This is a genomic window from Faecalispora sporosphaeroides DSM 1294 (assembly GCA_000383295.1).
Lineage (GTDB): Bacteria > Bacillota > Clostridia > Oscillospirales > Acutalibacteraceae > Faecalispora > Faecalispora sporosphaeroides.
Window position 1 is genome coordinate 515,265 of record KB911066.1, and the last position, 25,152, is coordinate 540,416.

21 protein-coding genes and 2 pseudogenes are annotated in these 25,152 nt (G+C 52.8%); 8 read left to right on the top strand and 15 right to left on the bottom strand.

What is annotated here, in order from left to right; translation table 11 throughout:
• Positions 1-41: 41 nt before the first annotated feature.
• Genes G340_RS0102670 through G340_RS0102680 form a run of 3 tightly spaced genes read left to right on the top strand, consistent with a single transcriptional unit; the run spans position 42 to position 3,245 of the window.
• Entirely contained in the window at positions 42-419 is a 378-nt protein-coding gene (locus G340_RS0102670; RefSeq protein ID WP_020072111.1) for a GntR family transcriptional regulator, read from the top strand.
• On the top strand, positions 416-1,315 hold the full coding sequence (locus tag G340_RS0102675) for an ABC transporter ATP-binding protein (RefSeq protein ID WP_020072112.1): 900 nt from the start codon (positions 416-418) through the stop codon (positions 1,313-1,315). The genes G340_RS0102670 and G340_RS0102675 overlap by 4 nt, the downstream gene beginning before the upstream one ends.
• Complete coding sequence (locus G340_RS0102680; RefSeq protein WP_020072113.1) at positions 1,290-3,245, top strand: ABC transporter permease; 1,956 nt, start codon at positions 1,290-1,292, stop codon at positions 3,243-3,245. Before G340_RS0102675 ends, G340_RS0102680 begins: the two co-directional genes overlap by 26 nt.
• 214 nt (positions 3,246-3,459) lie before the next feature.
• Here G340_RS0102680 and G340_RS0102685 read toward each other — a convergent pair whose 3' ends face one another.
• From G340_RS0102685 to G340_RS0102695, 3 genes and pseudogenes are all read right to left on the bottom strand, one after another.
• Positions 3,460-3,906, bottom strand: a complete 447-nt coding sequence (locus G340_RS0102685) for an adenine nucleotide alpha hydrolase family protein (RefSeq protein WP_020072114.1) — start codon at positions 3,904-3,906, stop codon at positions 3,460-3,462.
• A 191-nt stretch (positions 3,907-4,097) separates the two neighbouring features.
• Positions 4,098-4,514, bottom strand: a pseudogene (locus G340_RS16275) (lactate utilization protein); the annotation flags it as partial.
• Between the two features lie 163 nt (positions 4,515-4,677).
• Positions 4,678-6,735, bottom strand: a complete 2,058-nt coding sequence (locus tag G340_RS0102695) for a thioredoxin domain-containing protein (RefSeq protein ID WP_020072116.1) — start codon at positions 6,733-6,735, stop codon at positions 4,678-4,680.
• Between the two features lie 325 nt (positions 6,736-7,060).
• Here G340_RS0102695 and G340_RS17055 point away from each other — a divergent pair.
• The 3 genes and pseudogenes from G340_RS17055 (at position 7,061) to G340_RS0102710 (ending at position 11,007) form a co-directional block, all read left to right on the top strand.
• A pseudogene (locus G340_RS17055) lies at positions 7,061-8,608 on the top strand (AbgT family transporter).
• A 99-nt stretch (positions 8,609-8,707) separates the two neighbouring features.
• Complete coding sequence (locus G340_RS0102705; protein ID WP_326522303.1) at positions 8,708-9,844, top strand: M24 family metallopeptidase; 1,137 nt, start codon at positions 8,708-8,710, stop codon at positions 9,842-9,844.
• A gap of 155 nt (positions 9,845-9,999) precedes the next feature.
• A complete protein-coding gene (locus G340_RS0102710; protein ID WP_020072120.1) occupies positions 10,000-11,007 on the top strand; it encodes a uroporphyrinogen decarboxylase family protein in 1,008 nt (335 codons plus the stop codon).
• Here the strand turns inward: G340_RS0102710 and G340_RS0102715 are convergent.
• Positions 10,988-11,923, bottom strand: a complete 936-nt coding sequence (locus G340_RS0102715; RefSeq protein ID WP_020072121.1) for a LysR family transcriptional regulator — start codon at positions 11,921-11,923, stop codon at positions 10,988-10,990. The genes G340_RS0102710 and G340_RS0102715 overlap by 20 nt on opposite strands.
• Before the next feature lie 197 nt (positions 11,924-12,120).
• Between G340_RS0102715 and G340_RS0102720 the strand changes: the two genes are divergently transcribed.
• A complete protein-coding gene (locus tag G340_RS0102720) occupies positions 12,121-13,401 on the top strand; it encodes an L-cysteine desulfidase family protein (RefSeq protein ID WP_020072122.1) in 1,281 nt (426 codons plus the stop codon).
• Positions 13,402-13,573: 172 nt separating this feature from the next.
• Here the strand turns inward: G340_RS0102720 and nagA are convergent, their stop codons facing one another.
• From nagA to murQ, 11 genes are all read right to left on the bottom strand, one after another.
• Positions 13,574-14,746 (bottom strand): N-acetylglucosamine-6-phosphate deacetylase, encoded by a 1,173-nt coding sequence (nagA, locus tag G340_RS0102725; protein WP_020072123.1) that lies wholly within the window; start codon positions 14,744-14,746, stop codon positions 13,574-13,576.
• 281 nt (positions 14,747-15,027) lie between these two features.
• Entirely contained in the window at positions 15,028-16,656 is a 1,629-nt protein-coding gene (gene ptsP / locus G340_RS0102730) for a phosphoenolpyruvate--protein phosphotransferase (protein ID WP_020072124.1), read from the bottom strand.
• A gap of 15 nt (positions 16,657-16,671) precedes the next feature.
• The gene (locus tag G340_RS0102735; protein ID WP_020072125.1) at positions 16,672-16,929 is read right to left on the bottom strand and encodes an HPr family phosphocarrier protein; all 258 of its coding nucleotides are present in this window, start codon (positions 16,927-16,929) and stop codon (positions 16,672-16,674) included.
• A 52-nt stretch (positions 16,930-16,981) separates the two neighbouring features.
• On the bottom strand, positions 16,982-17,731 hold the full coding sequence (nagB, locus tag G340_RS0102740) for a glucosamine-6-phosphate deaminase (protein WP_020072126.1): 750 nt from the start codon (positions 17,729-17,731) through the stop codon (positions 16,982-16,984).
• A gap of 212 nt (positions 17,732-17,943) precedes the next feature.
• On the bottom strand, positions 17,944-18,645 hold the full coding sequence (locus G340_RS0102745; protein WP_020072127.1) for an N-acetylmannosamine-6-phosphate 2-epimerase: 702 nt from the start codon (positions 18,643-18,645) through the stop codon (positions 17,944-17,946).
• Between the two features lie 25 nt (positions 18,646-18,670).
• A complete protein-coding gene (locus G340_RS0102750; protein WP_020072128.1) occupies positions 18,671-20,272 on the bottom strand; it encodes a PTS system mannose/fructose/sorbose family transporter subunit IID in 1,602 nt (533 codons plus the stop codon).
• A 26-nt stretch (positions 20,273-20,298) separates the two neighbouring features.
• On the bottom strand, positions 20,299-20,760 hold the full coding sequence (locus G340_RS16285; RefSeq protein ID WP_177309634.1) for a PTS sugar transporter subunit IIB: 462 nt from the start codon (positions 20,758-20,760) through the stop codon (positions 20,299-20,301).
• A 15-nt stretch (positions 20,761-20,775) separates the two neighbouring features.
• Positions 20,776-21,849 (bottom strand): serine hydrolase domain-containing protein, encoded by a 1,074-nt coding sequence (locus G340_RS0102760; RefSeq protein ID WP_020072130.1) that lies wholly within the window; start codon positions 21,847-21,849, stop codon positions 20,776-20,778.
• A 4-nt stretch (positions 21,850-21,853) separates the two neighbouring features.
• Positions 21,854-22,270, bottom strand: coding sequence for a PTS sugar transporter subunit IIA (locus G340_RS0102765; protein ID WP_020072131.1), 417 nt, complete (start codon positions 22,268-22,270; stop codon positions 21,854-21,856).
• 34 nt (positions 22,271-22,304) lie between these two features.
• Complete coding sequence (locus G340_RS0102770) at positions 22,305-23,186, bottom strand: HAD hydrolase family protein (RefSeq protein ID WP_020072132.1); 882 nt, start codon at positions 23,184-23,186, stop codon at positions 22,305-22,307.
• Positions 23,179-24,120: an N-acetylmuramic acid 6-phosphate etherase gene (gene murQ / locus G340_RS0102775; protein WP_020072133.1), complete on the bottom strand. Its 942-nt coding sequence runs from the start codon at positions 24,118-24,120 to the stop codon at positions 23,179-23,181. The genes G340_RS0102770 and murQ overlap by 8 nt, the downstream gene beginning before the upstream one ends.
• A 67-nt stretch (positions 24,121-24,187) precedes the next feature.
• Here murQ and G340_RS0102780 point away from each other — a divergent pair, with 67 nt between their 5' ends.
• The gene (locus G340_RS0102780; RefSeq protein ID WP_020072134.1) at positions 24,188-25,024 is read left to right on the top strand and encodes a MurR/RpiR family transcriptional regulator; all 837 of its coding nucleotides are present in this window, start codon (positions 24,188-24,190) and stop codon (positions 25,022-25,024) included.
• Positions 25,025-25,152 lie beyond the last annotated feature (128 nt).

A 25,152-nucleotide genomic window follows, 5' to 3' on the forward strand; every position in this document is an offset into this window, starting at 1 on the left:
AATCGAATTAATACACACTAATACACAGAGAGGTGAACCGGATGTTTCCGCTGGATTATAAAAGCAGACTGCCCATTTATGAGCAACTGAACAAGTCCATTTCCAAAATGGCCGCTTTGGGCGCTCTGGAACCAAACGAACAGCTGCCGTCCGTTCGCACGTTGGCCCAGGATCTGGGAATCAACCCAAACACCGTGCAAAAAGCGTATCAATTATTGGAGCAAAATGGAATTATTTACTCCGTTCCGGGGAAAGGTTCCTATATCTCACCGGATCTTTCCGTGTTGTCGCGGCAGAAGTCGAGGGCACTGGAAAAGCTGACCGAAGCCATTGCCAACGCGGCAGACTGCGGGGTTACTCAGCCGGAAATGATTCAGCAGGTGGAAAACCATTTTAACGGGAGGGGTTCTGAGCAATGATTGAAGTCAAATCACTGGTAAAAAAATTCGGCAGCACAGTCGCTTTAGACGGAATTTCTTTTACCATCGGCGGAGGCTCCGTATTTGGCCTTGTGGGCAGCAACGGCGCGGGCAAATCCACTTTGCTGCGCAGTCTGGCGGGCATTTACCGGCCGGAAAACGGAGAAATCCTTGTGGATGGCCAGGCGCCGTTTGAAAACAGCGCCGTGAAGAGCAGGCTGTTCTTCATTTCGGATTATCCGTACTTTTTCCAGCAGGCCAGCATGAAGGAAATGGCCGATTTCTATTCCAAAACGTACACGTCGTGGGACGCGCAGCGCTACCAGGAGCTTTGCTCGCTGTTTCCGCTCGACACAAACGCCCGCATCATCAATATGAGCAAGGGCATGCAGCGTCAGGTGGCGCTGATCAACGCGCTTTCCGTTCGCCCGAGCTATCTGCTGCTGGACGAAATTTTTGACGGCCTTGACCCGGTGATGCGCCAGCTGCTGAAAAAGCTCGTTTCGAGCGAGGTTTCGGAGCGCGGCATGAGTGCAGTGATCGCCAGCCACAACCTGCGCGAGCTGGAGGATTTGTGCGACCACGTCGGCCTGATGCACAAGGGCGGCGTTATCTTTGAGCAGGAGCTCGACACCCTTAAGCTGGGCATTCACCGCGTGCAGGCCGTATTTAAGCCGGTGCCGGCGCAGGATGCGTTCCAGGGGCTCGACATCATCAAGCAGGATTCCCGCGGTTCTCTGCTGAATCTTGTCATTCGCGGGCAAAGGGAAGAAATTCTGGAGAAGCTCAACGCGCTGAACCCGGTGTTTATCGAACTGCTTCCCCTTACGCTGGAGGAAGTCTTTATCAGTGAAATGGAGGTGGCCGGTTATGACATCGAAAATATCCTCAAATAATCTGCGCGGTGAACTGATTCAAACGTTTCTGTGGGAGCTGCGCCATCGCTTTGGCCTGATCGCTCTGTTCTGCGGTCTTCACTTTGTCACTCTGCCGCTGGTTGAAATTCTGGCTATGAACAACGCCCAGCGCATCAATATGGAAAACGGATACATGATCGACATGTCTCAGCGGTTTTTAAACGCGCTGAGTGTCGTGCTCCCGCTGTGCACCGCTTCTTTGTCGCTGCTGATGGTGCTGATCCTTTCCGTGCTGGCGTTCCAATACATGCACCAAAAGCGCAGTGTGGATCTGTTCCATTCCCTGCCGGTCAGCCGCAGTGCTTTGCTGGGCGGCCGGGTACTCAGCTGCCTTGTGGCGCTGCTGATTCCGCTGGTGCTGAATTTCGCGCTCACGCTTGTGGTCGCGGCCGTTTATCAGGTTGCCCTTTCCGAATTTATGGGATTCTTCCTCGTCTCTTTGGGCTGGATTTTACTGATGGCGTGCGCTTCGTTTTTCTTCTGCTCCTTTATGGCGGTTTGCAGCGGCACCACCTTTGACATGGTGATCTCGATCGTCGTTGTGAACATTACCTACCCGCTGATGATCCTCCTCGGGCGTGTAACCGCCGGAATGATCATCCCCGGCATGAATATGAACATCGATTTTCAGTCGGTTCCCTATACGGCGCTCTCCCCCTTTGTGGCCTCCTACCTGCCACTGATTTACGGCAGTCTGGGCGAAGAAGCGTTTTCTTCCGTGCCGTTTCTCCTCTGGTGGCTGATCCTCAGCGTTGTGATGATCGCTTCTGCTCTGTACCTGTACCGCAGCAGAAAGAGTGAGTGCGCGGAGAGCAACTATGCGTTCCCGATTCCGAAAACGCTGATCCGATTTGTTGCCACAGCTGCCGCAGGCCTGGCCGGCGCACTGGTCTTCCATTCCACCTTCGACTCCAGCGCCAGCTTTTTTGTCGGACTGTTCGTCGGGTCGATCATCGCCCATATCATTGCCGAGGCCGTTTACGGGCGCGGCTTTAAGGGACTGAAAAGAAGCTTTGCCTACTATGGCATATTTTTGATTGCCTTTGCGGCTTTTTACGGAATTTGCGTTACCGGCGCATTCGGGTACGATACCAAAATACCGAAAGCGGAAAATGTCAGCTATGTGGAAACCCGCCTGGGCCATGTGGACGCCAGCTACCCGACCAGAGGCTTCAACATTATGGATGAAAAGGGCAACAGACAGATCGCATGGATTCCGCAGACCGTAAGGAAAGCTGAGAATGTGGAAAAGGTGGTCGCCCTTCACACCCTGCTGGTAGAGGAAATCCGTTCCAAGGGCTACCCGTACCGGATTCAGGATTCCTACACCGATGTTCAGCTGATCTACCACATGAAAGACGGCTCCGTGATCAAGCGGTATTTTGCCTCCGACCTGATTTCAAATCACAATAACCGCTACGAAGAGGCTGTGAAAAAAGTGGCAGATACCAACGAATACAAAATCTCCGGCAATCCCTTTTACTATCTGCCCCCTGAGATGATCGAATCCATTCAGCTGTACGGCACAAAGGACGACGAGCACGTGCTGGTGCCCGACCGCGAGAAGCTGCAGGAGCTGATCGACGCGATCAAGCTCGACATGCAGCAGTCCGCGGAAAGCGATTCCTACAAAAATGTTGACCGCCAGATCTGGCTGGAATTCCGCACCCGCGCAATTACCCCCGCGCCGGGCAGCGAGCTGCAAAAGCTGGTTGGCAACTATACGGGGAAAATCACGCTTTCACTGCCCGGCATGCCCATCAACGATGATTTCCCCCATACGAAGGCGCTGATTGAAAAATACGGATGGACAGAAGACAGTTCCGTCTCACCCACGGCCGCGTCGGATTTACACGCGGCAACCACCTCGGCCGACAAATCGGCAATCCGGCTTACTGTCGCAAACTGATCGATTTCCTCCCTTTTCAATCCCCGGGAGCACGAATCATTTTCGTGTTCCCGGGCTTTCTTTTTGCCCCCCTCTCACAGAGCGCGAAGAGAAGCTCCTTCGCGTTTTGGCAATCCATGCAGCCCGATCAACCGGTGCAGCCGGCGGTTTCCATCACAATATAAAATGCGGTCTGCCGGAACCCCGGCAGACCGCTTATGTTCTGATTCAGCTTTTATGTGCAAACCGCAGAGACGGCCTGACCATTTTGACTTTTATAATCGACAGGATACATGTTATAAACGACTCCCTCTTTTGAAACCATGGAAATCGGAATCCTGGGCACTATACTATGCAAAACTTCAATAAATCCGGTAGATGCAAACCCCGCCATGCCCGTTACCACATGAACCGCGCCGATTTGGCGGATAAATCCCGCCGCAACCAGGGGACTGTCATCCTGAAAAATAATCGTCATTTCGGCGCCCGCTTCCCGCGCCGTTTGATACAGGTACTCCAGTTCTTCGCTGCACGTGCCATACCCGGCGGACTGCGGCTGAACACACAAAACCTGCATTGGGAGCGCCTGTTCTTCGGCAAGCTTTTTTCCCACGCGGATCAACCGATCACAATCACGCTGGCCGGTAACGCACACGAGAACAGCCGCCTTCTTTTTTTTCACTGCTTTACCTCCTTTCACCATTGCATCTTCTCTTGGATGCATCTTAAGTATACGGTATTTTTAAAGAATATCAATAGATAAATTATGAACGAACTGTAAAAAACGTTGTTTATTGTCCACAAAATTAAGATAAAATTAAAAATTGGTTAGTAGGATAAGCACAAACAAGCCAGTGAAAATCGGCATTTTTCCTCCACCGTTTCGGTGATTTTATTTTTGCCCACGACCACGATAACCTGCTCGGGCCCGTACAGCATGGGCGCAACACGGCTGCCGTTGCCGTCGATATGAAACAGCTTCCCATCCTGCGTGATGGCGTTGGTGCCGGTAATGAAGGTATCCGCGCCGAAATTCTGCAGATAGATGCTTCGTTTCTCCTCTGAGGAAAGCCCCGGGCGGTGCTTATCATAAAATACATAGCTTTCTGTTCGCAGAAAATCAAACACGCCGGTCTGTTCCAGAGTGACAGAGTCCCCGCAGCCCACACTGCTCCCTTCGGGGATCAGCTTTTTTAACAACGCAGTCAGTTCCGTTTCATCTTCCACGTAATAGCCGTCCATATTGTTTCTTTGCAGGCTCTGTATCGTCGTTTGAATTCGTGAATCCATTCCTATTCTCTCCGTTTGTCCGCATCTTCCTCACAAGACACAGTCAATTGAATTTAGGATAGCACACAGTATCTCAAAATACAAAGGCTGGCCGAATCGGCCAGCCTTTGTTCTGATTGCACTGTTTCATTTGTTCTCCAACGCAAAATCATTCCCTTTTTGATCAGTCATTCTGCTGCAAAAGGGCAAGCTGCCGCTTGACTGCATCCAGCTCCTGCACGGGGGCGGCGCAGGTGCCATTTTGGCAAAGGTAATACCGCACGCCCTCCTGCGGCAGCGGATATTCCGCCGTGAAGGGAGCCACGGCGGCCAGCTCACGCTCATTTTTCGCGCATTTGAGCAGAACCGTCAGGTTCGGCAGCGAATGCCGGCGCAGAAAATCGCGCACCTCCCCGAACGCCTCCTCTCCCTGCGCGGTGCAGACCAGCTCCTGCGAGGGATAAAGCACCGCAGAAAGCGCGATCAGCGACATTCCATACCCGGCCGGGTACTCCTTGATCCATCCGGAGAGAAAACGGATTTGCCGCTCACCGGCCTGCCGCCAGCGTTCTTCGCCCGTCAGCGCGGCAAGGCGTACAAAAACCTCTCCCGCCACAGAATTGCCGGAGGGAATCGCACCGTCGTATACCTCCTTGGGCCTGCTGATCAGCTGCTCGCTGTCATCGGCGGTGAGATACAGGCCGCCCTGCTCCGCGCTGGAAAACAGCTCCAGAATCTGCTCCGCGATTTGCGCGGCACGACGAAGATATGAGCAATCAAACGTGGAACGGTACAGCTCCAGCAGAGAGAAGGCGTAGAAGGCATAATCGTCCAGCTGGCCGTCGTTTGCCGCTTCTCCCTCCCGCCAGCGCAGCAACAGCCTCCCGCGCTCATCCACCAGATTTTCTTCCAGAAAGCGCTGCGCCCTCTGCGCCGCCTGTCGGTACTCCGGCTCGTCGAGCAGCCACCCCGCTCTGGCCAGAGCGGCGATCATCAGCGCGTTCCAGGAGGACAGCACCTTATCGTCGCGGTGCAGGCGGGTGCGCTCCAGCCGGTACGCATACAGCTTTTGGCACAGCTGCGCAATATGCGGGTTCTCTTCGTCATACGCGGAAAAGTCCAGCAGATTCGGAATGCTCTTCCCCTCAAAATTTCCCGCTTCGGTTACGCCAAAGCGGCTGCAGAAGCGCTCGCCGTCTTCTTTCCCCAAAACTCCCTGTACCTCCTGTGGGGTAAAGACATAATATTTGCCCTCGACTCCGTCGCTGTCCGCATCCTGCCCGCAGTAAAAACCACCCTGTTCATCCGTAAGCTCACGAAGTACATAGTCGAGCGTGCGTTTTGCCACGCTGCGGTAAAGCGGCCTGCCGGTAACGGCATAGGCTTCGAGATACGCGTACGCCAGCAGGGCGTTATCGTAAAGCATCTTTTCAAAATGCGGAACCAGCCATTTCACATCGGTGGAATAACGCGAGAATCCGCCGCCGATATGATCGAACAGCCCGCCGCGGAACATTTGAGCCAGCGTATGCTCCACCATCTTTTGCGCGGATTCCTCCCCCTCCAGCACGGAATAGCGCAATAGGAACAGCAGATTGTGCGGCGCCGGGAATTTGGGCGCACCGCCAAAGCCGCCCCAGCGGGAATCGTAGGAGACGCTCAGCTGAGCGACGGCGCCGCGGAGCAAATCCAGCTCCGGCTCGGCCGATTCGGGAGATGAACCGGCCTGCTCGCGCAGGTATTTTGTAATTTCTTCCCCGGCGCTCAGAAGCTGCCGGCGGTTCGTGCTCCACTGCTCGCGGATGAGCGCCAGAAGCTCCAACAGACCGGTGGAACGGAACGTAGACAGTTTGGGCAGGTAGGTTCCCGCCCAGAACGGGCGCTGCTCCGGCGTCATGAGGATCGTCATCGGCCACCCGCCCGAGCCGGTTATGGCCTGGCAGACCGCCATATACACCGCGTCGATGTCCGGCCGTTCCTCGCGGTCCACCTTAATGCACACGAACCCCTGATTGAGCGCCGCGGCGACCTCGTCATCCTCAAAGGATTCATGCGCCATCACATGGCACCAATGGCACGTGGAATAGCCGATGCTCAAAAAGATGGGCTTGTCCTCGCGTTTGGCTTTCTCAAACGCCTGCTCTCCCCACGGGAACCAGTCGACGGGGTTATTGGCATGCTGTAAAAGGTAGGGGCTTTTCTCCCTGGCTAAGTGATTGGAATTTCTATGAGAGTGAGTCATTTCATCATCCTTCTCTTTTCGGTATCATCGTGTTTATTATACCTGAAAACAGAAAGGATACCACCCTTTGCAGGCAATATCCTTCGTATTCTTATTAAAAGTAAACATTCGGTAGTAAGAGAGGTATCCTCCAACACTTTTAAGAACATCAATATTTAATGATATAAAAATCCAGACACAACAAAATGATTGTAGCATATTGTAAAAACCTGTTGGCAGTACTCAACGATTACTGCTATATTAAATACAGTAATAATCTGTTAGCGCTGCAGAATTAGTACAAAATCACATTATTAAGGGGTTAAAAAGGGAGGTTTATCAATCAATGGAACACACCTCTACCGCGAAACCCAGTCGCTTTGAACGCTTTTTAAAGGGAACGGAAAATTTGGGAAACAAAATTCCGCACCCGATGATGCTGTTCATTTGGCTGTCCATCGCGGTCATTCTGCTGTCCTTTATCTGTTCGATGTTCGGAGTATCCGATGTAAATCCCGCTACGGGCGAAATTGTTACGGCTTATAACCTGTTGTCGGTTGACGGCTTGGTTAAAATGATTACTCAGGCTGTAAATAACTTTATTACACTGCCGGCACTGGGAATGGTGCTTGTCTGTATGATGGGCGTCGGCTTATGCGACCATTCCGGTTTGTTTTACACGGCATTGAAGGGCTTTGCCGATTTTTCCAAGGGCTCCGATACGGTGGTAATCGCCGCATTCAGCTTTGTCAGCATTATGGCAGGCTGTGCCGGAGGCGCCGGGTTTGTGGTTATGCCTGCTCTGGGCGCCATGATCTGGATGGGCATGAAAAAAAATCCTTTGGCCGGCATGTTTGTTGCTTATTCTTCCGTGTCCGGCGGGTATGCGTCCAGCCTGATCATTACCGCATGGGACGTTGTCAATGCAAGCTTTACCACAGCCGCCGCACAGCTGATTGATCCGAACATCAGCCTTTCCCCGGCAATTAACTGGTATTTCTCAGCGGTTTCCGTGCCGATTCTGACCATTGCTTCCGTCGTTTTAACGCTCAAGGTGCTGGAGCCTCGGATGGAGAAATATGATCCGGCTTTCAGCGATCTGGAAGCGGAGGACACGATTTCGTTGACATCGGCGAAGGAGAAAAAGGCGCTGAAAATGGCGGGACTGTCTGTGCTTGCTTATGCCGCTGTGGTGGTTGTACTGGTGGTTACAGGAGTTCTCTGCGACCCGAAAACCGGTTCCCCCATTGCAACGAACGCTCCCCTGATGAAGGGCATCACGATCTTTATTGCCCTGATGTTTGCTGTTCCCGGTACAGTATACGGCGTTGTGTCCGGTAAATTCCAGGGAATTTCAGATATTGCGAAAGCGTTGGAAAAAACCATGGCCGGAATGGGCGGATACATAGCGCTGATGTTCTTCATCGCGCAGTTTCTGAACTATTTCAACTGGTCAAATCTGGGAATTATCCTCGCGATCAAGGGGGCCAATCTTCTCAAGGTGTCCTGATTCCCGATCTGGATGGTGTTAATTCTGTTTATGCTGATGTGCATGCTTCTGAATCTATTTATCGGCAGCGCCTCCACTAAGTGGGCCATATTGGCCTCGGTGTTTGTTCCCATGTTTATGGTACTGGGCTTCCACCCCGGTTTGATCCAGATGGCTTACCGCATCGGCGATGCGGTTACGAATCCGATTTGCGCAATCGACGCTTATTTTGTAATGCTGCTGGCTTTGGCGCAGCGCTACGACAGAAGATGCGGCGTGGGCACCCTGCTGGCCAATATGATGCCGTTTGCACTTACGTATGGTGCTTTGATGATGATTCAGCTGCTGCTGTGGTATTTTCTCAACCTACCGATGGGCCCCAACGCGCCAATCCTTCTATCTTAAACCCGATCAGGTATTACCTGAATAAAACTCTGCTCGAAACAGAAAGGATATTCTCTTATGATGAACGCAAAACCATACACAGCGGCACGAATAGAGAAAATGCGCGCCATAATGGAGCGCAACGGGATTGAAGCAATTGTTCTCTCCCAACCTGAAAACGTATTTTATTTCACCAATTTTAATCCGATTCTCACCAGTCACCCGGCTTACTTTCTTCTGGCGAAAAATCAGGAGCCATGCCTTTTGGTACATTGCATCCGCAACGACCACGCGCACGAAGACAGCACGATGGAAAACATCCAGCTGTACGGCGCATGGGGAAACAATGTAGCTCTTTCCGAAAACGCCAACGGCGCAATGGAACAATTAATTGCCGCAGATGTAAAAAAAATTGGTGTGGAATTCGATTTTATCAGCATCAGCAGCTGCAAGGCGCTGCAAAAAAGCTTTCCCAGCGCCGAGCTGGAGGATGTTTCCCACGACATCGCAATGATGAAAATCGTCAAGGATGCCTATGAAATTGATTTATGCCGCAAGTCCGCCGAGCTGGTTGACCTTGGTGTAAGCACGCACATCGAGTGCCTGCGCAAGGGGATGAACGAGGCCGAAGCCTGCACCGAGGGCCAGTACCGGATGCGCCGCGCCTGGCACGAAAAATTTCAGGAATATGAGGTGGCCGGGTTCAGCAGCAAGGAGCAGGCGCAGATTGATTCGCTGTGTGTATGGAGCATGGCAAACGAGCGGATCGCTTACGGCTGCGATTGCCCGCGCGATCACGTTCCGGCACAGGGCGACCTGATTCTGCCTATGAGCTGGGCCAGAGTCGGCGGGTACTGCGTAGAAAACGAGCGCGTCGTCATGGTCGGCAAGGTCAGCGAGACCAGAGAAAGGGCTTATCAGGCAATGCTGGAAGCACGGGGAAAGGTCTTTAGCATGATCCGCCCGGGCGAGCTGTTTGAAAACCTGTATCTTTCTGCGATGGAGATTTTCAGAAAGTACGGGTTCGGTGATATTCTTCCGGGCCGCTGCGGGCACGGAATGGGTCTGTCCACCCACGAATTCCCCAGCGTAACCAAGGGCAATCAGCTGAAGCTTGAGCCCGGCATGATCTTTACCGTAGAACCCGGCCTGATGAGCCGCGAGCTTGGGGGAGTACGCCATTCCGACACGGTTCTGGTAACAGACTCCGGTTTTGAAAGCCTGACCAAGTACCGCAACGATATTATTACAATTTAAGAGAGTCCGCCTCGTTTTGGATCTCATCGGGAGGGAGCGCTCTCATTCGGAAAGCCGTCCCCACCGAATCCACAGCAGACCCTTTGCAGATGGAAACAGCCTCTTGCCGACACCGGCAAGGGCTGCGCCCATCACTTTTTGAAAAGGAGTAAGCCATGAATAAAAGAGAAAGAATTCAGGCCGCGATTTCCGGGGCCCGCCCCGACCAAATTCCGTACTCTCTTTGGAGCCATGTTCCGGGAATTGATCTGGACCCAAAGCTCAACGCGGAGCATACGTTTGAATTTTACAAATCGCTGGATATTGATTTCATCAAGACAATGAATAACGGTATGTATGCCATTGAAGATTTCGGCTGCGAGATCGATTATTCCGAAATTCAGAAGGGGGGCGTCGCCAAGGTGGTCAGTACGCCTATTGCGGAGCCTGACGACTGGAACCGGCTTTCCGTCTGCTCCTGCAGCGAGGGCAGCCTTGCGCGGGAGCTTCTTTATCTCAAGCTGCTGCTCGAAAAGCTCAAGGGCGAAAACGTACCCGTCATCTTTACCATTTTCAGCCCGATCACCACAGCGGATAAGCTGAGCAACAAGCAGCTTGTCAGTCACATTCAGCAGGGCTGCCACAAGCAGGTGAAGCACGCCCTCGAGGTGATTACGGAAACCACCGTAAACCTTGCAAAGGCGGCGATCGGGCTTGGTGCGGACGGCGTGTTCTTTGCCTCGCAAATGAGCTCGTATGACGTTATGACTGCCGAGCTGTACGAGGAATACGGAAAGCCGTATGACCTTCGGGTACTGAACGCGGCGAGCGGCGGATGGATGAACGTTCTGCACGCGCACGGCAACAACATCATGTTTGAAATTCTCAAAAATTATCCCGTTCCAATTTTTAACTGGCATGCATGGGAAACGCTGCCGGCCATTGACGAGGCACTGACCCTGACCGGAAAATGCCTGATGGGCGGCCTGAGCCGTGCGGACATCACCGCCCGCAATAAGAACGCCATTCAGCATCAGGTGTTTGAATGCTGCAAGCACACCAACGGGCGTCACCTGATTCTTACCCCCGGCTGCGTCATCCGTTACCCACTGGATCAAAGCATGTTGGAATATGTGAAAAAGGTAAAGGAGTCCGTCGAAAGCATCACGATTGATCTGAGCTGAAAGTTTGGCGCGTCATTGTGATGAATTCCTTTAGCGCGCGCGTGCGGTATTTGTTCTTCAGATAACTGATAGAAATATCGTACTGGCCTGCGGGATAGTCGAGCGGAATCAGCGTCACCTCGGACAGCGTTTCGGATTTCAGCAAAGTGGTGCTGTGCAGAAAGGTATCCGGACAGATACAGATTCCCATACCGACAACCGCCAGAGAAACGCAGGTCAGCAGATTTTCCGTTTCCAGTATCACATGAGGAGTCATATTCGCCGCGCTGCAGCAATCCTGAAAAATTTTGCCCGAAAATGTGTGTGCAGACTGCATAATAAATGGAAAGTCCTTGAACAGGGAAATGGGGGCCGGACCTTTGGGCAGATCTCGTCCGGTATTTTGTAATTTTTCTGTTAAAAGATCATTGGGAATCACGATAGAATAGGTTTCCCGGTACAGGTTAATGCTGTGAACCTGAGGAAACTCGATGGGGTGATAGCCGATAATCAGATCCGTTGCGCCCTGAAGAAGGGCCTCTGTAATTTGCGAAGTAGTTCCTTCCACCAGATGCAGATTGACCTGAGGGAATTTTTTATGGTATGGCAGCAGGATGAGAGGCAGCATGGCAGTTCCCCGGGTAACGGGAATACCGATCGTAAGGTTTGCGCTTGAAAAATTGGCGATGTCTCCCAACTCCTGCTCTGCCTCGCGCTTTTGAATCAGAATTGTTTTTGCATGCCTCAGCAGAGCTTGGCCGGCCTCGGTTAGGGCCATAGGAATTCCGCGGTCGAACAGCTTGATGCCATAGTATGTTTCGAGCTTTGAAATATGATTGCTCAGGCTCTGCTGTGAAATATACAGCCGCTTTGCGGCATTGGTAAAGCTTAGCTCCTCTGCTACCGTGACAAAGTATTGCAAATTTAAGAAATTCATCTTTTGCACTCCGCCTTACAATCATTTGATTTATTCATTCTTTTATTATACAGATCATTCTTTGTTGTTTCAATGTTTCTTTTGTTTTGGAACCGAGCGTTTTCTCGCCCGCCGGAAAGCAAAACGATGAAAGTCAATTTTTGTTTTTTGGGCAAGCAGTAGAGAGCTTACTTGACTCTACAGAGAGGAATACTATTATGGATACAGAATATTACCAAAATCACCTCAAAATTTTGAAGGAAGAGCTGATTGTTGCATTGGGCTGCACAGAACCGATTGCCATTGCTTATGCGGCAGCCCGCGCACGCGATTTGCTGGGCGCGATGCCGGAGCGGTGCGTCGTTCGCAGCAGCGGAAATATCATCAAGAACGTCATGGGTGTCACGGTGCCGAACTCCGGAGGAATGCGCGGTGTGGCAATCGCCGCCATTCTGGGTATTGTGGGAGGCGAAGCCGACCGCGAGCTGGAGGTGCTGGAGGCCGTAACGGAGCAGAACCGGGCCGAGGCCAAAAGGCTGAGCGAGTCGAATTTTTGCACCTGCGAACTGATTCAGAACGTTTCCAACCTTTATATTGTAATAGAGGTGTGGGGCGGCGGGCATCAGGCACTGGTCGAAATTCAGGACACCCATAAAAATATTACCCGGATGGAAAAGGATGGGGAGAAAATTCCGGTTCAAATAAGACTGGAACATTCGGACTCCTCTGAGCCAAAGGGAGACCGTTCCCTGCTGACGCTGCGGAACATCGTGGAATTTGCAGACGCGGTATCTGTCGAGGATGTAGCGCCGATTCTTGAGCCGCAGATTCAATACAATATGGCAATCTGCGAGGAAGGTTTGAAGAATCCGTATGGCGCAGAAGTGGGAAGAGTGCTTCTGGACGGTTCTCACGAGCCTACCGTCGGCCTGAGGGCGAGAGCGTATGCCTCTGCCGGCTCGGATGCCCGAATGGGCGGCTGCGCACTGCCGGTTGTTATTAATTCCGGCAGCGGGAATCAGGGAATTACGGTAAGCGTACCGGTGGTCATTTATGCACAGGAATATCACGCCGAACAGGAAAAGCTGCTGCGGGCTCTGGTAGTATCCAATCTGGTTGCCATTCTTCAAAAGCGGTACATCGGCAGCCTGTCCGCCTATTGCGGCGTTGTCAGCGCGGCCTGCGGCGCAGCTTGCGGAATTTGCTATCTTCTGGATTATCCGTATGATGTGCTGTGCAGCACGATAACGAACACAATCGGCACAGTGAGCGGTATGGTATGCGATGGAGCGAAATCCTCCTGTGCAGCAAAGATTTCAACAGCGCTCCAAACCGCGCTGCTGGGAATCAAAATGAGCCTGCATGAGCGTTCCTTCCAACCTGGCGAGGGTTTGGTCAATGACGATGTAGAAACAACCATTCGCAACATTGGCCGTATGGGTAGAGAAGGCATGAAAGGCACCGATCTTGAAATTCTCAATATCATGTTAGGAAATTGATCAGGTATTAGGAAGAAATTTTTGCATACAGAAAGAAAGTGCAGTGCGCTCCACCGCACTGCAAACACCGTTTGACCGATCCCCCTGAAACGGCAGACTCGTCAGGGACGTGCGGAAATTTCTTTCTCTATTCCTTACGATTCATTGACGCCTAATCCTTATCGGAGCAAAATCAGGGCGATAGCCGGCCGCAAACGGAGAAACCGGCTGGCGGCGCCTCATAGGCGATCACTCCGCGGGTCATGACCAACCGCAGACCGAACGCTTCGTCCACAACGGTAAAGTCCGCGCGTTTCCCCTCCCGGATCGAGCCGATCTCGCCGTCCCTTCCGATTGCGGCGGCGGGGTTGATCGTGGCCGACCGCACCGCCTGCCGCAGCGGAACGCCGAACCGCACCAAATTTCTGATTTCGTCCAGCAGATTTGTCGTGGAGCCCGCAAGCGTCCCATCCGCCAGACGGGCCGCTCCGTTTTTGAGAAAAACCGTTTGCCCTCCCAGCTCCGATTCCCCGTCCGGCAGGCCAGCCGCCCGCATGGAATCGCTGACGACGACGCTCCGCTCCTCCCCCAGCAGACGGAAGGCCGTGCGCAGCACCGCCGGATGGACATGCAGCCCGTCGCAGATCAGCTCCGCGCGGACATCCGGAGCATCGAACACAGCCCCGACCATCCCCGGCTGCCGGTGGTGAAGACCCGTCATCGCGTTGAACAGATGCGTCGCATGGGTGATCCCCCACCGAAAGCTCTGCATCGCCGTGTCGTAGTCCGCTTCGGAATGGGCGGCGGATACCGTGCAGAACTCGGAGGCCCGGGTGATGAATTCCCTGGCGTTTTCGCATTCCGGGGCAATGTCCACCAGGCGAATGGCACCGCCGCAGCCATGATAAAGCCGTAGAAATTCCGCAAAATCCGGCGAGCGGAGCGCGTCGCCCCGCTGCGCGCCCTTCTTTCCTTCCGAAAGATACGGCCCCTCCATGTGCGCGCCTAAAACAGCCGCTCCCTGCGGCGGGTACTCCATGCAGTCCCGAACGGCAAAAAGCGCGGTCGCAATCTGTTCGGCAGAGCCTGTCATGGTGGTCGGGCAGAACGAGGTCACTCCCTTTTGCACCAGATGCGCGGCCATGCGCGCAATGGAATCCCGAGTGCCGTCAAAAGTATCCGCCCCCGCGCAGCCGTGGATGTGAATGTCCACAAGGCCCGGCAAAATCAGGCACCCGCGCAGATCACACACCTGCGCGCCTGTCAATTCATGGCCGATTCGCACGATTCTGTCTCCCCGCGTTTCAATATCGGCCTGCACGACCGCAAAATCATCGTCAAAAAGCCTGGCGTTTTTTAAAATCAATTTGATTCTCTCCTTCCCAAGGGCTTGTTATTTACGAGCGGCGGCAGCGCCCGTACCTACCGGCAAGGGATTCGCCGAGCCGCCAAGGAGATCCGATATCCTTTTACAATCTGAAACGGGTTGTTGGCGACGCCGCGCAAATATTTATCTACAAAGAATGGATTCCCGTAAAGGATATCCATTCTTTGTTCTGCCCGCCGTCAAAACATCTTCCGTTTCTTCTGAAACCGAGCCACTCAAAACAGGAACCTGCCGCTTCCCTCAAAAGATGTTCGCACCGGTCAGAGATCGAGCTCGCGGATCGCCTTTTTCATTTCCGGAATGCGGGAGGGCGCAACGGAAAGCTCATCCACACCGATTTTCAGATAAAACGCGGTCAGACCGGTATCTGCCGCGGATTCTCCGCAGATTCCCACTTCGATCCCCGCCTGCTTTGCGCTGCGCACAGTCGTCTCTATCAGCCAAAGCACCGCCGGGTGCCGCGGATCATAAAGCTCCGCGATCGAGCTGTTCATACGGTCCGCCGCCAGAGTATACTGCGTCAGGTCGTTGGTTCCTATGCTGAAAAAGTCCACTTCTTTTGCAAGCGAATCGCTTACCAGCGCCGCAGCCGGCGTTTCTACCATGATGCCGAACGGAACATGCTCCGAATACGGAAGCCCCTGTGCGCGCAGTTCCGTTTTTACCTGCTCCACGATTTTCTTCGCGGCCCTGACTTCGTCAATCGAAATGATCATGGGAAACATAACGGACAGATTCCCGAAAACCGATGCGCGCAGCAGCGCCCTCAGCTGTGTGCGGAAAATCTTCTCATTTTTCAGGCAGATGCGTATTGCCCGGCACCCCAGCGCTGGATTTGCCTCCTTCGGCAGGTTCCAATACGGAATCTGTTTATCCGCGCCCAGATCGAGCGTTCGGATGATGACGCGCTTATTCCCCATCTTTTCAAGAACGGTTTTATACGCCTGAAGCTGCTGCTCCTCCGTCGGGAACGAAGTCCCTTCCATATATAGAAACTCACTGCGGAACAAACCGATTCCGTCGGCGCTGTTCTCCAGCGCTCCATCCACGTCTCCCGGGTGGCCGATGTTCGCATTGAGCTCGATGGAGCGGCCGCTTCGCGTGACCGCCTTTTGCCCGGCCATGCTCCGAAGGCTTTCGCGCTCACGGGCGCAGGCATCCCGCTTGACGCGGTACTCTGCCAGCAGAGCCTCGTCGGGCTCCAAAAAAATCTCTCCCGAAAAACCGTCGACCACTGCGGTGACGCCATCCGTTAATTCTGAAAAACCGCTCCCCAGCCCCGCCACCGAAGTAATCTGAAGAGTTCTTGCCAGAATGGCCGCATGGGAGGTCATGGAGCCTTCCCGCGTCACAAAGGCCAAAACGCGGGCGGTATCCATCTGGATGGTATCGCTGGGCATCAGATCCTCAGCGCAAACCACAGAGGGGGCGGCAAACGGGGCGGGGCTTTCTTCGCTTTTGCGCTCCAACACCCGGATCAGGCGGGAGGAAATATCGATCACGTCTGTCTTTCTCGCCTGCATGTAAGAGTCATCCATTTGAGCAAAGCGTTCGGAAAATAATTTGCCGGTTTCCCAGACCGCATATTCCGCGTTGACCCGCTCGTTTTCTATCTTCTCCCGAATTTCCGCGAGGAAGTCCTCGTCCTCCAGCATCATACTGTGTATTTGAAAGATGGAGGAATTCTCATCCCCCACCAGCTTTAAGGACCGGTGATAGATTTCATCCAGCTCACGGATTGTCTCTTTTCTCGCCGTGTCCAGGCGCATAAACTCCGCCGTCACATCCTCGACCGTTTCTTTTCTGGCGCCGGTGCCGCCTTGATTCAGCAGCACGAGCGGGCCGATCGCGATCCCGCCCGAGACGCCGATTCCCTGAACTCGTTTCATTCCCTGCCCCCTGTTTCAAATCGATTCTTTGCAGAATGCCTTCAGTTTTTCGCAATCCGGGCTCTCGTTTTCCCCTTCCACTAACAGGGTGATGGTATCACCCCGTTTGATGCCAAGCCCCATGACCGCGAACAGTTTTTTTGCACTCGCCGTCTTTTCCCCCGACAAAATCCTGATTTCAGAGTTGCATGCCTGAGCAAATTTGACGAGCTTGCCCGCGGGCCTTGCATGCAGGCCTTCGGGATCCTGAACGATATGATCAAACTGTATCAAAATAAAGAATCCTCCTTGTTGCTTTACTGAACTCCAGTGCTGTTCGCGGTTCTCAAAGAAGCTTCGGCTCCTGCCTGCGAATCACGGAAAGAGCGTCCTCTGTGGCGACCACCGTCACATTCGGATGGAACTGCAGGATAGATGCCGGAAGCTCCGGCGTTACCGGGCCGAAAAGCGCACGGTACAATATTTCTGCCTTTTCGGCCCCCGAGGCGGCCAGCAGCAGCTTTTTTGCCTGCATGATCGCCTTGATCCCCATTGTGACGGCATATTCGGGCACCTTTTCGGGAGTTTCAAAAAAGCGTGCGTTGGCCTCGATGGTGCGCCGACTCAGCCTGATGCGGTGGGTCGTCTTGTCAAAGCTCTGATCCGGCTCGTTGAATCCGATATGCCCCGTGTGCCCGATCCCCAGCAGCTGGAGGTCGATCCCCCCAAGTGACGAAATCAGCTTATCGTACCGAATGCATTCCGCTTCGATATCTTCCGCGTTTCCATTGGGAAGATTATAGTTTTCCGCCGGAATATTAATATGATGGAAGAAATTGCTTTCCATGTAATACCGGTAGCTTTGCTCGCTGCCGGCCGGAAGGCCGCAGTATTCGTCCAGATTAACGGTATGCACCTTTGAAAAATCGAGGTCGCCCTTGCGGTACCAGTCCGCCAGCTGTTTGTAAATCCCCAGGGGAGTCGAACCTGTTGCCAGGCCCAGAACGGAGCGGGGATACAGAATGACCTGCGCGGAAATCAGATTGGCCGCTTTTCTGCTCATGCTTTCATAATCTGGTGCAGAGATGATTTTCATAATTTCAGTTTCCTTTTAGAAGTGTTCACGCAAGGATTTTCCGCCTCAAATGCAGACAGAAGCGTTTCATCCTTCCTTTTAAATTACAGTCCGCCTCTTCCGCACTGCCAAAGCGCATGCGGGCCGCCGGCATAGAAAACGATACCATCCGCGGTTTGAGTATTCGGAAGCCCACAAAAAGGAATTCCGAATACTTTTGCGCGGCAGCGCGTTCAGGCCTGCGGGCTGCTCTTCATGCCTTTGACAAATCGAGAAGTGATGATTTCCGGCCGGGTGATTGCCGTGCCAACCACGACGGCATGTGCGCCGGCTTTCAGCGCGGCGGCCGCCTGCTCCGCATTTTTGATTCCACCCTCGGCTATAATCGGAAGATCAGTGATTCCCTTTATTTGCGATATCAGGCCAATGGCGGGCAATTCCACGCCCGCGCTTTCGGGTGTATAGCCCGCAAGCGTTGTCGATATGAGATCGCATCCGGAATTTACCACCGCTTTCGCTTCATCGAAAGTTGCGATTTCCGCCATGACGAGCACCTCCGGGTATTCCGCCTTTATTTGCTTTAGAATCGACAAATAGGTCTCCCCATTGGGCCGCGTGCGGTTTCCGGCATCGATCGCTAGGATCTCCGGCCCTTCCTTCAGAACACCGACAGCATCCTGGAGGGTGGGCGTAATGTAGGATTCGTATTCATCCGTCCAGTGCTTTTGAATTCCGATCACAGGCAGTTGCACGCGGCGTTTGATTGCGGCAATATCTTCCGGACCGTTTGCCCGTATTCCCACAGCGCCGCCTTCCTGAGCGGCGGCGGCAAATGCCGCCATGATTTCCGAACCATGCATCGCCCATCCTTTACGGGCCTGGCACGAGACAATCAGCCCGCCCTTGATAGACTGAAGCAGCTTGCTCTTTTCCATTCAGATATCCTTCTTTTCATCAATTTTAGAACAACCCTATGAGCACCCCGACAAACGCAATTACAAAGGTACCGCCAAGGCACCAATAAACCCCGCCTTTGACCTTTTCCATAATTTTATACATGGCAATTACAATCAGTACGGGCAGCAAATTGGGGAATATGGCGTCGAGCACGCCTTGCAGGGAGACAGATTTGGCAGCGGTGTTCGCGGTTTCGGCAACATATACCCATTCCGGCTTGAGTTTAAGCGAAACAAAGCTTGCCGTCATTGCCGCAATGACCATCAGCCCAACAACCGTGGCGCCTTCTATAAAGCTCTGGAACAGGTTGGAGGAGCGGAGCTTGACGACGAGATTGATGCCGGACCGATACGCCGCTTTCAGGAAGCCCCAGCGGCTTCCCCATGCAAGCGCCATCTGCGGAATGATATAAATGATCGGCCCAATCGGGTTCCCGTCCATAGCAAAACCCGCGCCGATTGCCGAAAACAGCACGCGGTAGGTTCCCTGAAATACGGAATCCCCAATTCCGGCGAGCGGCCCCATAAGGGCTGCCTTTGTGGAAGAAATAGCGGTAACGTCAAATTCCGGGTTTTTGGAGTTCTCTTCTTCCAGCGCGAGCGAAACCCCCATAATCAGATTCGCAAAATACGGGTGTGTGTTAAAAAACTCCGTATTGCGGGTAAGCGCCTCCTGATATCCTTCGGGATTGTCTTTATAGATTTTCTGCAGGCCCGGAATAATACTGTAAAGATAGCCTATGGAGTTGTAGTTCTTGAAATTGAAGGAACCGGAGCTGGTAAAGGAACGGAAGAAAATGCGTCTGAGGTCCTTGTTGTTCAGCACCCCTGCCGGTTTTTCGTCCTGCTGCGGCGCTTCCTGCGCATCTGCCTGCTCCGTATTGGCGCGGTACTGAATGGCCGCGATGGCAAGGCCCAGCAATGCAATGGCCATAATGTCCAGCTTCATGTATGAGGCCAGCAAAAATCCCACAAGAAAGTAGGGCCAGCCCTTTTTCACCCCAAGAACCGCAAGGATGGACGCCATTCCGATTGCCGGAAGAATCCCGGTGGCTACCTTGAGTCCGTTAATAATGAAAACGGGAAGCGAATCATAGAAATTCTGAATGACTGTGGAACCGACGAGCAGCGCAATAACCGTTGGCAGAAAGAACTGAATGATCAATCTGCTGAAGATGGACATGTAATGCCAGAATTCAAACTGCTTTACCTTGGATTTTTTGATCGCGCTTTCCGCTTTTTCCACCCAGATCAGATTGAGGTTCGACACGAGGTAGTTCAGCCACTGAACAAGCAGCCCGATTGGGTAGGCCAGCGCAACGCCCAGCTCAATGTTTCCCCCGCTTATAATGGCCAGCGCCGTTCCGACCATTCCGCCTATAAAAGAGTTCGGGGGCGAATAGGCCCCCATCGCAAGTCCTCCGAGGAACACCATTTCGATCATGCCGCCGCATATAAGGCCTGTTTGCAGGTCGCCCATAATAAGGCCGATAATCGGGCCCGCGCAAACCGGCCGGGCTATGTAGATGGTGCCGCCCCACCAGTACGTTTCCATGGCCATAAAGGCGATGAAAAGACTCAGCAGGATAATTTCAACCGTGTTCATTCATATCCCCCTTTTCTCTTTTGAATCTATTTTTTAAGGTCGGCTATAATGTCAACCTCAAAATCCCGCGGAACCTGACGATGCTCAACCTTGGTATTGGGGAATGCCTCCAGGGAAAGAATATCCTGCTTGAGCTTGTCGTCCAGAAATATGGTTTTGTACAGCTTGGTGCGGCCGGGCTTATCGTAAATCCCCCCAATATTGATCTGCGGCACCGCGACGCCCTCTTGGAGCAGATGGAGAAACACAGAGGGGTTCCCCGCACAGAGGAACAGCTTTTTCCCTATATTCTGTTCGATTTTTTCCTTGGCGGCCGTTTCATCACAAACAATGCATTTGATCACCCCGGCCGCCATTTCGAGCAGCATTTTTTTCATTGCGTCGTGCGCGCTGCCGTCGTCGATTACGATAACGCAGTCCGCGTTATAGGTTCTGAGCCAGGCAAGCGCCATCTGTCCATGAATTAATCTTTCGTCAACACGAGCCATAACAATAGGCATCATTTATTCCCCTTTCTGTTTGAGCCGTTCTTCTTCGTCAAAATGGAGTAAAACCACATTGTGGAACTGGTTGCGGATCTCCTGAATTTTCACATTGTCCCGGCTGGGATGAATGCGGTTGGTCAGCAACAGGATGCCGCAGCAGCGGACAAAATCGACATAGACCGACGTCCCCGCAAAGCCGGTATGAAACAGGCACACATCGGAATAATAATCCCCGAATTTTGCGGTGGGATCGTTGCATATCCACCCGAGCGTTCTGCGGGCGGAATAGCCCTGCGTATAGCACCTTTTCAAAAGATTTACGGTAGATTCGGACAGGATGCGCGCTCCGTCCCATTCGCCGCCGTTTAACAGCATGAGCACAAAGCGCGAAAGATCTGCCGTGGTAGAGAACAGCCCGGCATTGCCGCTCACGCCCGAAAGCCTCCACGCTTTACCGTCATGAACCTCGCCGCAGATAATCCCGCGGTCGGCGGTCTGCTCGGTGGGAGCGCATCTGTGCCCAAGTCCCTTGGCCGCCGGGCGGTATACGGTTTCGTTCATCTTCAGCGGCTGAAAAATGGTTTTCTCCGAGAATGTTTCCAAACTGCCGACAAACTTTTCCGCCGCAAATCCAAGCGCGATGTACCCGAAATCCGAATAGGAAAGATCGGTACCGGGTTCAAATTCAAGAGGTTTGTTCTTGAAGAAATTCCAAATATCGCTTTTCCCATAGAACGCCTTGTACGCCTTGTCGTCGTGACATATGCCGGACGTATGCGTCAGAATTTGCTTTATCGTCACTTTTTTGTGGGGAAAATCCGGCAGCAAATCCGAAAGCGGCGTATCAAGCGTGAAGCAGCCCTCCTCGATCAGTTTCAGCACCACGGTTGTGGTTGACACCGCCTTCGTCACGCTTGCAAGATCATACAGGGTATCGTTCGAGACTTCCTCAAGCCGCGGCACAAGAGACTTGTATCCGGCGCATCCAAACCGCGTCCCCTCCCGGGTGACGAGCGCAAAACAGGCCCCGGGAATCTCTTTGTCCCGCACATGCGAATCGATGATTTTTTTTCCGTAATCCAATGCGTTCATGCCATCATTCTTCCTCTTTTCTTTTCTCGAGTATGATTTGGCTCAAATCCTGAAACCCGAGTCTGGAAGACACCAGGCACTCCTGAACAAGGGCTTTGGGATCGTTGATTTCTTCGCGCGACACGATCGCTTCCAGCAAAAACTGCATGTTCATCCCCGCAATCAGCCTGACAGATTCGGTGACCAGCTGCGTTGCGCAATTACACGGGGTTCCGCCCACAAAATCCGCAAGAATGAGGGTTCCGTCGCCGTCCTCCACCTCGCCGAGCGCATCCCTGAGTTCCTTCAAATAGCTTTCTCCGCTTTCACCCTCCAAAAGTGAAACGGCCTTCATCTGCCGGATGTCTTTCAAGAGCATTTGGGCCGCGTTGAGAAGTCCGCCCGGGTAGCCGCCATGGCCCGCCAAAATGATTCCGATCAATTGCTTTTTCCTCCTTCGTCTGCAAAAGCAGAAATTAAAATAATAATGAACTGAAATGTTCAACAGCGCTTGCCAGCGGGCCATTGTCATGATCGGCCGCAATGAACACGCTTCTTCCCAGCAGGCTGGCGGTGCCATCCTTCCATCTGTCGATTACGCCGTCGAGCAATTCTGCATCCGACGGAACAGCCGCCCGGCCTGCCGAGGACAGCATGTCGATATCATTGTTGCTGTCGCCCACGGCAAGAACATTTTTCAGTGAAAACCCGTACCTTCTTCCGGCCGATTCCAGACCCTTTAATTTATTGACGCCGTAAGGCTGTATCTCCGCGCTGAAGGTACCGTCCTTCCGCTCGTAGATGCAAAGGCCGGACTCCCTGAAGCTGCGCCGGAATTCCTCGAGCCTTTCGAGCGGAATTTTCGTCACCGCGAACTTGAGGATTCTGTTATTCAGCGAGCCGTGAAGCTCATCGATATATCCGTAATCTGCGCCGTGGCAATACAGCGGCACCCCGTTCCTGAAGAAAGCGGAATCCTTTTCAAAAAGCCGGCGGTCGTCTCTGCGGTAATACGGCAATTCCTCCGTATATACCGTGCAGGGATATTGGCCTTTGGAGATCCATTCAAAGAAGGTCTTCACCTGATTTTCAGGAAGATAACGGATGCTCCACGGACTGCTGCTGTTCGTGTCGATCAGACAGGCTCCATTTAAAGAAACAATCCCCGTCACATTACGAAACCCCAGCCATTGGAGACAGGGCCTGACGAAGCGGATGTGCCTGCCGGTGGCAATGATCAGCTTTACGCCATTTTCCCCAAGCCTTTCGGCTGTTTTCATGTCGCTGCCACAGACGTCTCCACGGCTTGTAATGAGCGTCCCGTCAAGGTCAACGGCCACCGCGCTGATCTTATGCATCGTTCTTATCCCCTGAAAGGACAAGCTCAAAGAGCTTTCGTAGGCTGTCGTCACATTGAGACAACAAAACTTTCGTCTCTTCGGCGCTTTTTCCGGTTCGCATCATTGCCGCCGCAAGCTTCACACTGCCGTTTGCCTTCTCAAGGGCCGCCTCGAATTCCTCCCGCGTTTTCTCCGGAAAGATTTTGCCAAGAATGAGGATGCTTCTGTCATGTAACTTTCGGTTGCTGGCGCTCAAATCCACCATCAGATTTCCGTATGTTTTTCCCTGCTGAATCATGGTTGCGGTAGAGAGAATATTCAAAATGATTTTTTGAGCGGTTCCCGCCTTGAGCCGGGTTGACCCGCTTAACGCCTCCGGGCCGACCACGGCCTCTATGGCTACGTCGCTGTATTCGGCCAGCTGGCAGTTCTTATTGTTGGATACGCAGATGGTCTTGCAGCCGATGCTTGCGGCGTATTGCAGCGCGCCGATCACATAAGGCGTTCTGCCGCTTGCGGCTATTCCGCAAACGACATCGTTGCCGCAAAGGGCAATATCACGAAGCTGGGCCTGCGCGGCGTAAGGATCATCCTCGGCGTCCTCCACCGCGTCTCTGATTGCGGCGTCGCCCCCCGCGATCAGCCCGATAAATCTGTCCGGTGCGACGGAAAATGTCGGCGGGCATTCGGACGCGTCCAGCACGCCCAGCCGCCCGCTTGTTCCCGCTCCAATGTAGATCAGGCGCCCTCCGCGCTTCATGTGGAACGTGATGATATCGACCGCATTCGCAATGTTTTCCGCCTGCTCATCAATGTCATCCGTAATCCTGCGGTTTTCCTCATTCAACAGTTTTACCATCTCTAAAGTTGAGGCCTTGTCGATTGTCATCGTTCTTGGGTTTTGCTGTTCTGTTTCCAAGGACCTTAACAGATTGATTTCAGGATCATTCATAAATAGGGGTTCCTTTCTGCTGATTTATATGTATAATAAAAACATAACCAAGACGTGGAGGTACAAAATGAGCTGCTTAACTAGGATTTTAAATTACTATGAATCGCTGACTCCATCTGAACAGAAGATAGCGGATTTTATAAACAACAATCCTGAGCTTGTGGTAAAATTCACGATACACAAGCTGGCTTCGGCAATCGGCTGTGCACCCTCGTCTATTACCAAATTTGTACGCAAATTAGACTATGCGTCCTTCAGCGCCATGCGGATCGAACTTGCAAAGAGCGTGGATTCCGTAAGCGCTCAGGACTTCAGCGAGATCCTGAGCTGGGGAAACAGCCGCGAGCATCTGAGCCAGATTTACATCAAAAACATATCCGGCATCTGCAGTGATACGCTTGAGATAAACGAGTTTGACAAATTTCTTGAGGTCGCCAGACTGGTCACGCAAGCGCAAAATGTGTATTTGTTCGGAGTGGGTACTTCCGCGGTGATAGCGCAGGATCTTCAGCACAAGCTGATTAAGCTGAAAAAGCACTGTATGTACTCGCTTGACGGCAATTTCGGGTTACAGAACGCTTCTCTCGCCACCGAAAAGGATGTTGCCTTCGCCATTTCGCACAGTGGGCAGACGGACGAGGTCAACCTTGCCGCACAAAAAATAAAGGAAGCAAAATGCCCTTTGGTGGCGCTTACGAGATATTCCAAAACACCGCTCGCGGCCATGGCGGATATCAACCTGTATGTGCCGAACACAGAACCCGTAAACCGTGTGACCTCGATATTTTCGAGATACGCTTTCCTTTTTCTGGTAGACATTGTGTTTCTGAACGTCATGCAGCTGATCGGCGAGGAGCCGGAGAAGGTTCTGCATAATTACAGGGGTCTGCACAACATCCCATAAAACGCGGCTCTAAAGCCGACCTTTTGAAAAACTTTTTGAACCAGAGCGCTTCAAACGCTCTGCTTTCGGTGTCTTTGGCCAATTCCTGGTTCAATGCCGCGCACGGAAAGCGTTTTGAGAAAGCCGGC

Bases quoted from the DNA above. Each gene is read 5' to 3' on its own strand.
- G340_RS0102670 (WP_020072111.1), top strand. From the start codon at position 42: ATGTTTCCGCTGGATTATAAAAGCAGACTGCCCATTTATGAGCAACTG.
- G340_RS0102675 (WP_020072112.1), top strand. From the start codon at position 416: ATGATTGAAGTCAAATCACTGGTAAAAAAATTCGGCAGCACAGTCGCT.
- G340_RS0102680 (WP_020072113.1), top strand. From the start codon at position 1,290: ATGACATCGAAAATATCCTCAAATAATCTGCGCGGTGAACTGATTCAA.
- G340_RS0102695 (WP_020072116.1), bottom strand. From the start codon at position 6,735: ATGACTCACTCTCATAGAAATTCCAATCACTTAGCCAGGGAGAAAAGC.
- G340_RS0102705 (WP_326522303.1), top strand. From the start codon at position 8,708: ATGCGCGCCATAATGGAGCGCAACGGGATTGAAGCAATTGTTCTCTCC.
- G340_RS0102710 (WP_020072120.1), top strand. From the start codon at position 10,000: ATGAATAAAAGAGAAAGAATTCAGGCCGCGATTTCCGGGGCCCGCCCC.
- G340_RS0102715 (WP_020072121.1), bottom strand. From the start codon at position 11,923: ATGAATTTCTTAAATTTGCAATACTTTGTCACGGTAGCAGAGGAGCTA.
- G340_RS0102720 (WP_020072122.1), top strand. From the start codon at position 12,121: ATGGATACAGAATATTACCAAAATCACCTCAAAATTTTGAAGGAAGAG.
- ptsP (WP_020072124.1), bottom strand. From the start codon at position 16,656: ATGAAACGAGTTCAGGGAATCGGCGTCTCGGGCGGGATCGCGATCGGC.
- nagB (WP_020072126.1), bottom strand. From the start codon at position 17,731: ATGAAAATCATCTCTGCACCAGATTATGAAAGCATGAGCAGAAAAGCG.
- G340_RS0102745 (WP_020072127.1), bottom strand. From the start codon at position 18,645: ATGGAAAAGAGCAAGCTGCTTCAGTCTATCAAGGGCGGGCTGATTGTC.
- G340_RS0102750 (WP_020072128.1), bottom strand. From the start codon at position 20,272: ATGAACACGGTTGAAATTATCCTGCTGAGTCTTTTCATCGCCTTTATG.
- G340_RS16285 (WP_177309634.1), bottom strand. From the start codon at position 20,760: ATGGCTCGTGTTGACGAAAGATTAATTCATGGACAGATGGCGCTTGCC.
- G340_RS0102760 (WP_020072130.1), bottom strand. From the start codon at position 21,849: ATGAACGCATTGGATTACGGAAAAAAAATCATCGATTCGCATGTGCGG.
- G340_RS0102770 (WP_020072132.1), bottom strand. From the start codon at position 23,186: ATGCATAAGATCAGCGCGGTGGCCGTTGACCTTGACGGGACGCTCATT.
- murQ (WP_020072133.1), bottom strand. From the start codon at position 24,120: ATGAATGATCCTGAAATCAATCTGTTAAGGTCCTTGGAAACAGAACAG.
- G340_RS0102780 (WP_020072134.1), top strand. From the start codon at position 24,188: ATGAGCTGCTTAACTAGGATTTTAAATTACTATGAATCGCTGACTCCA.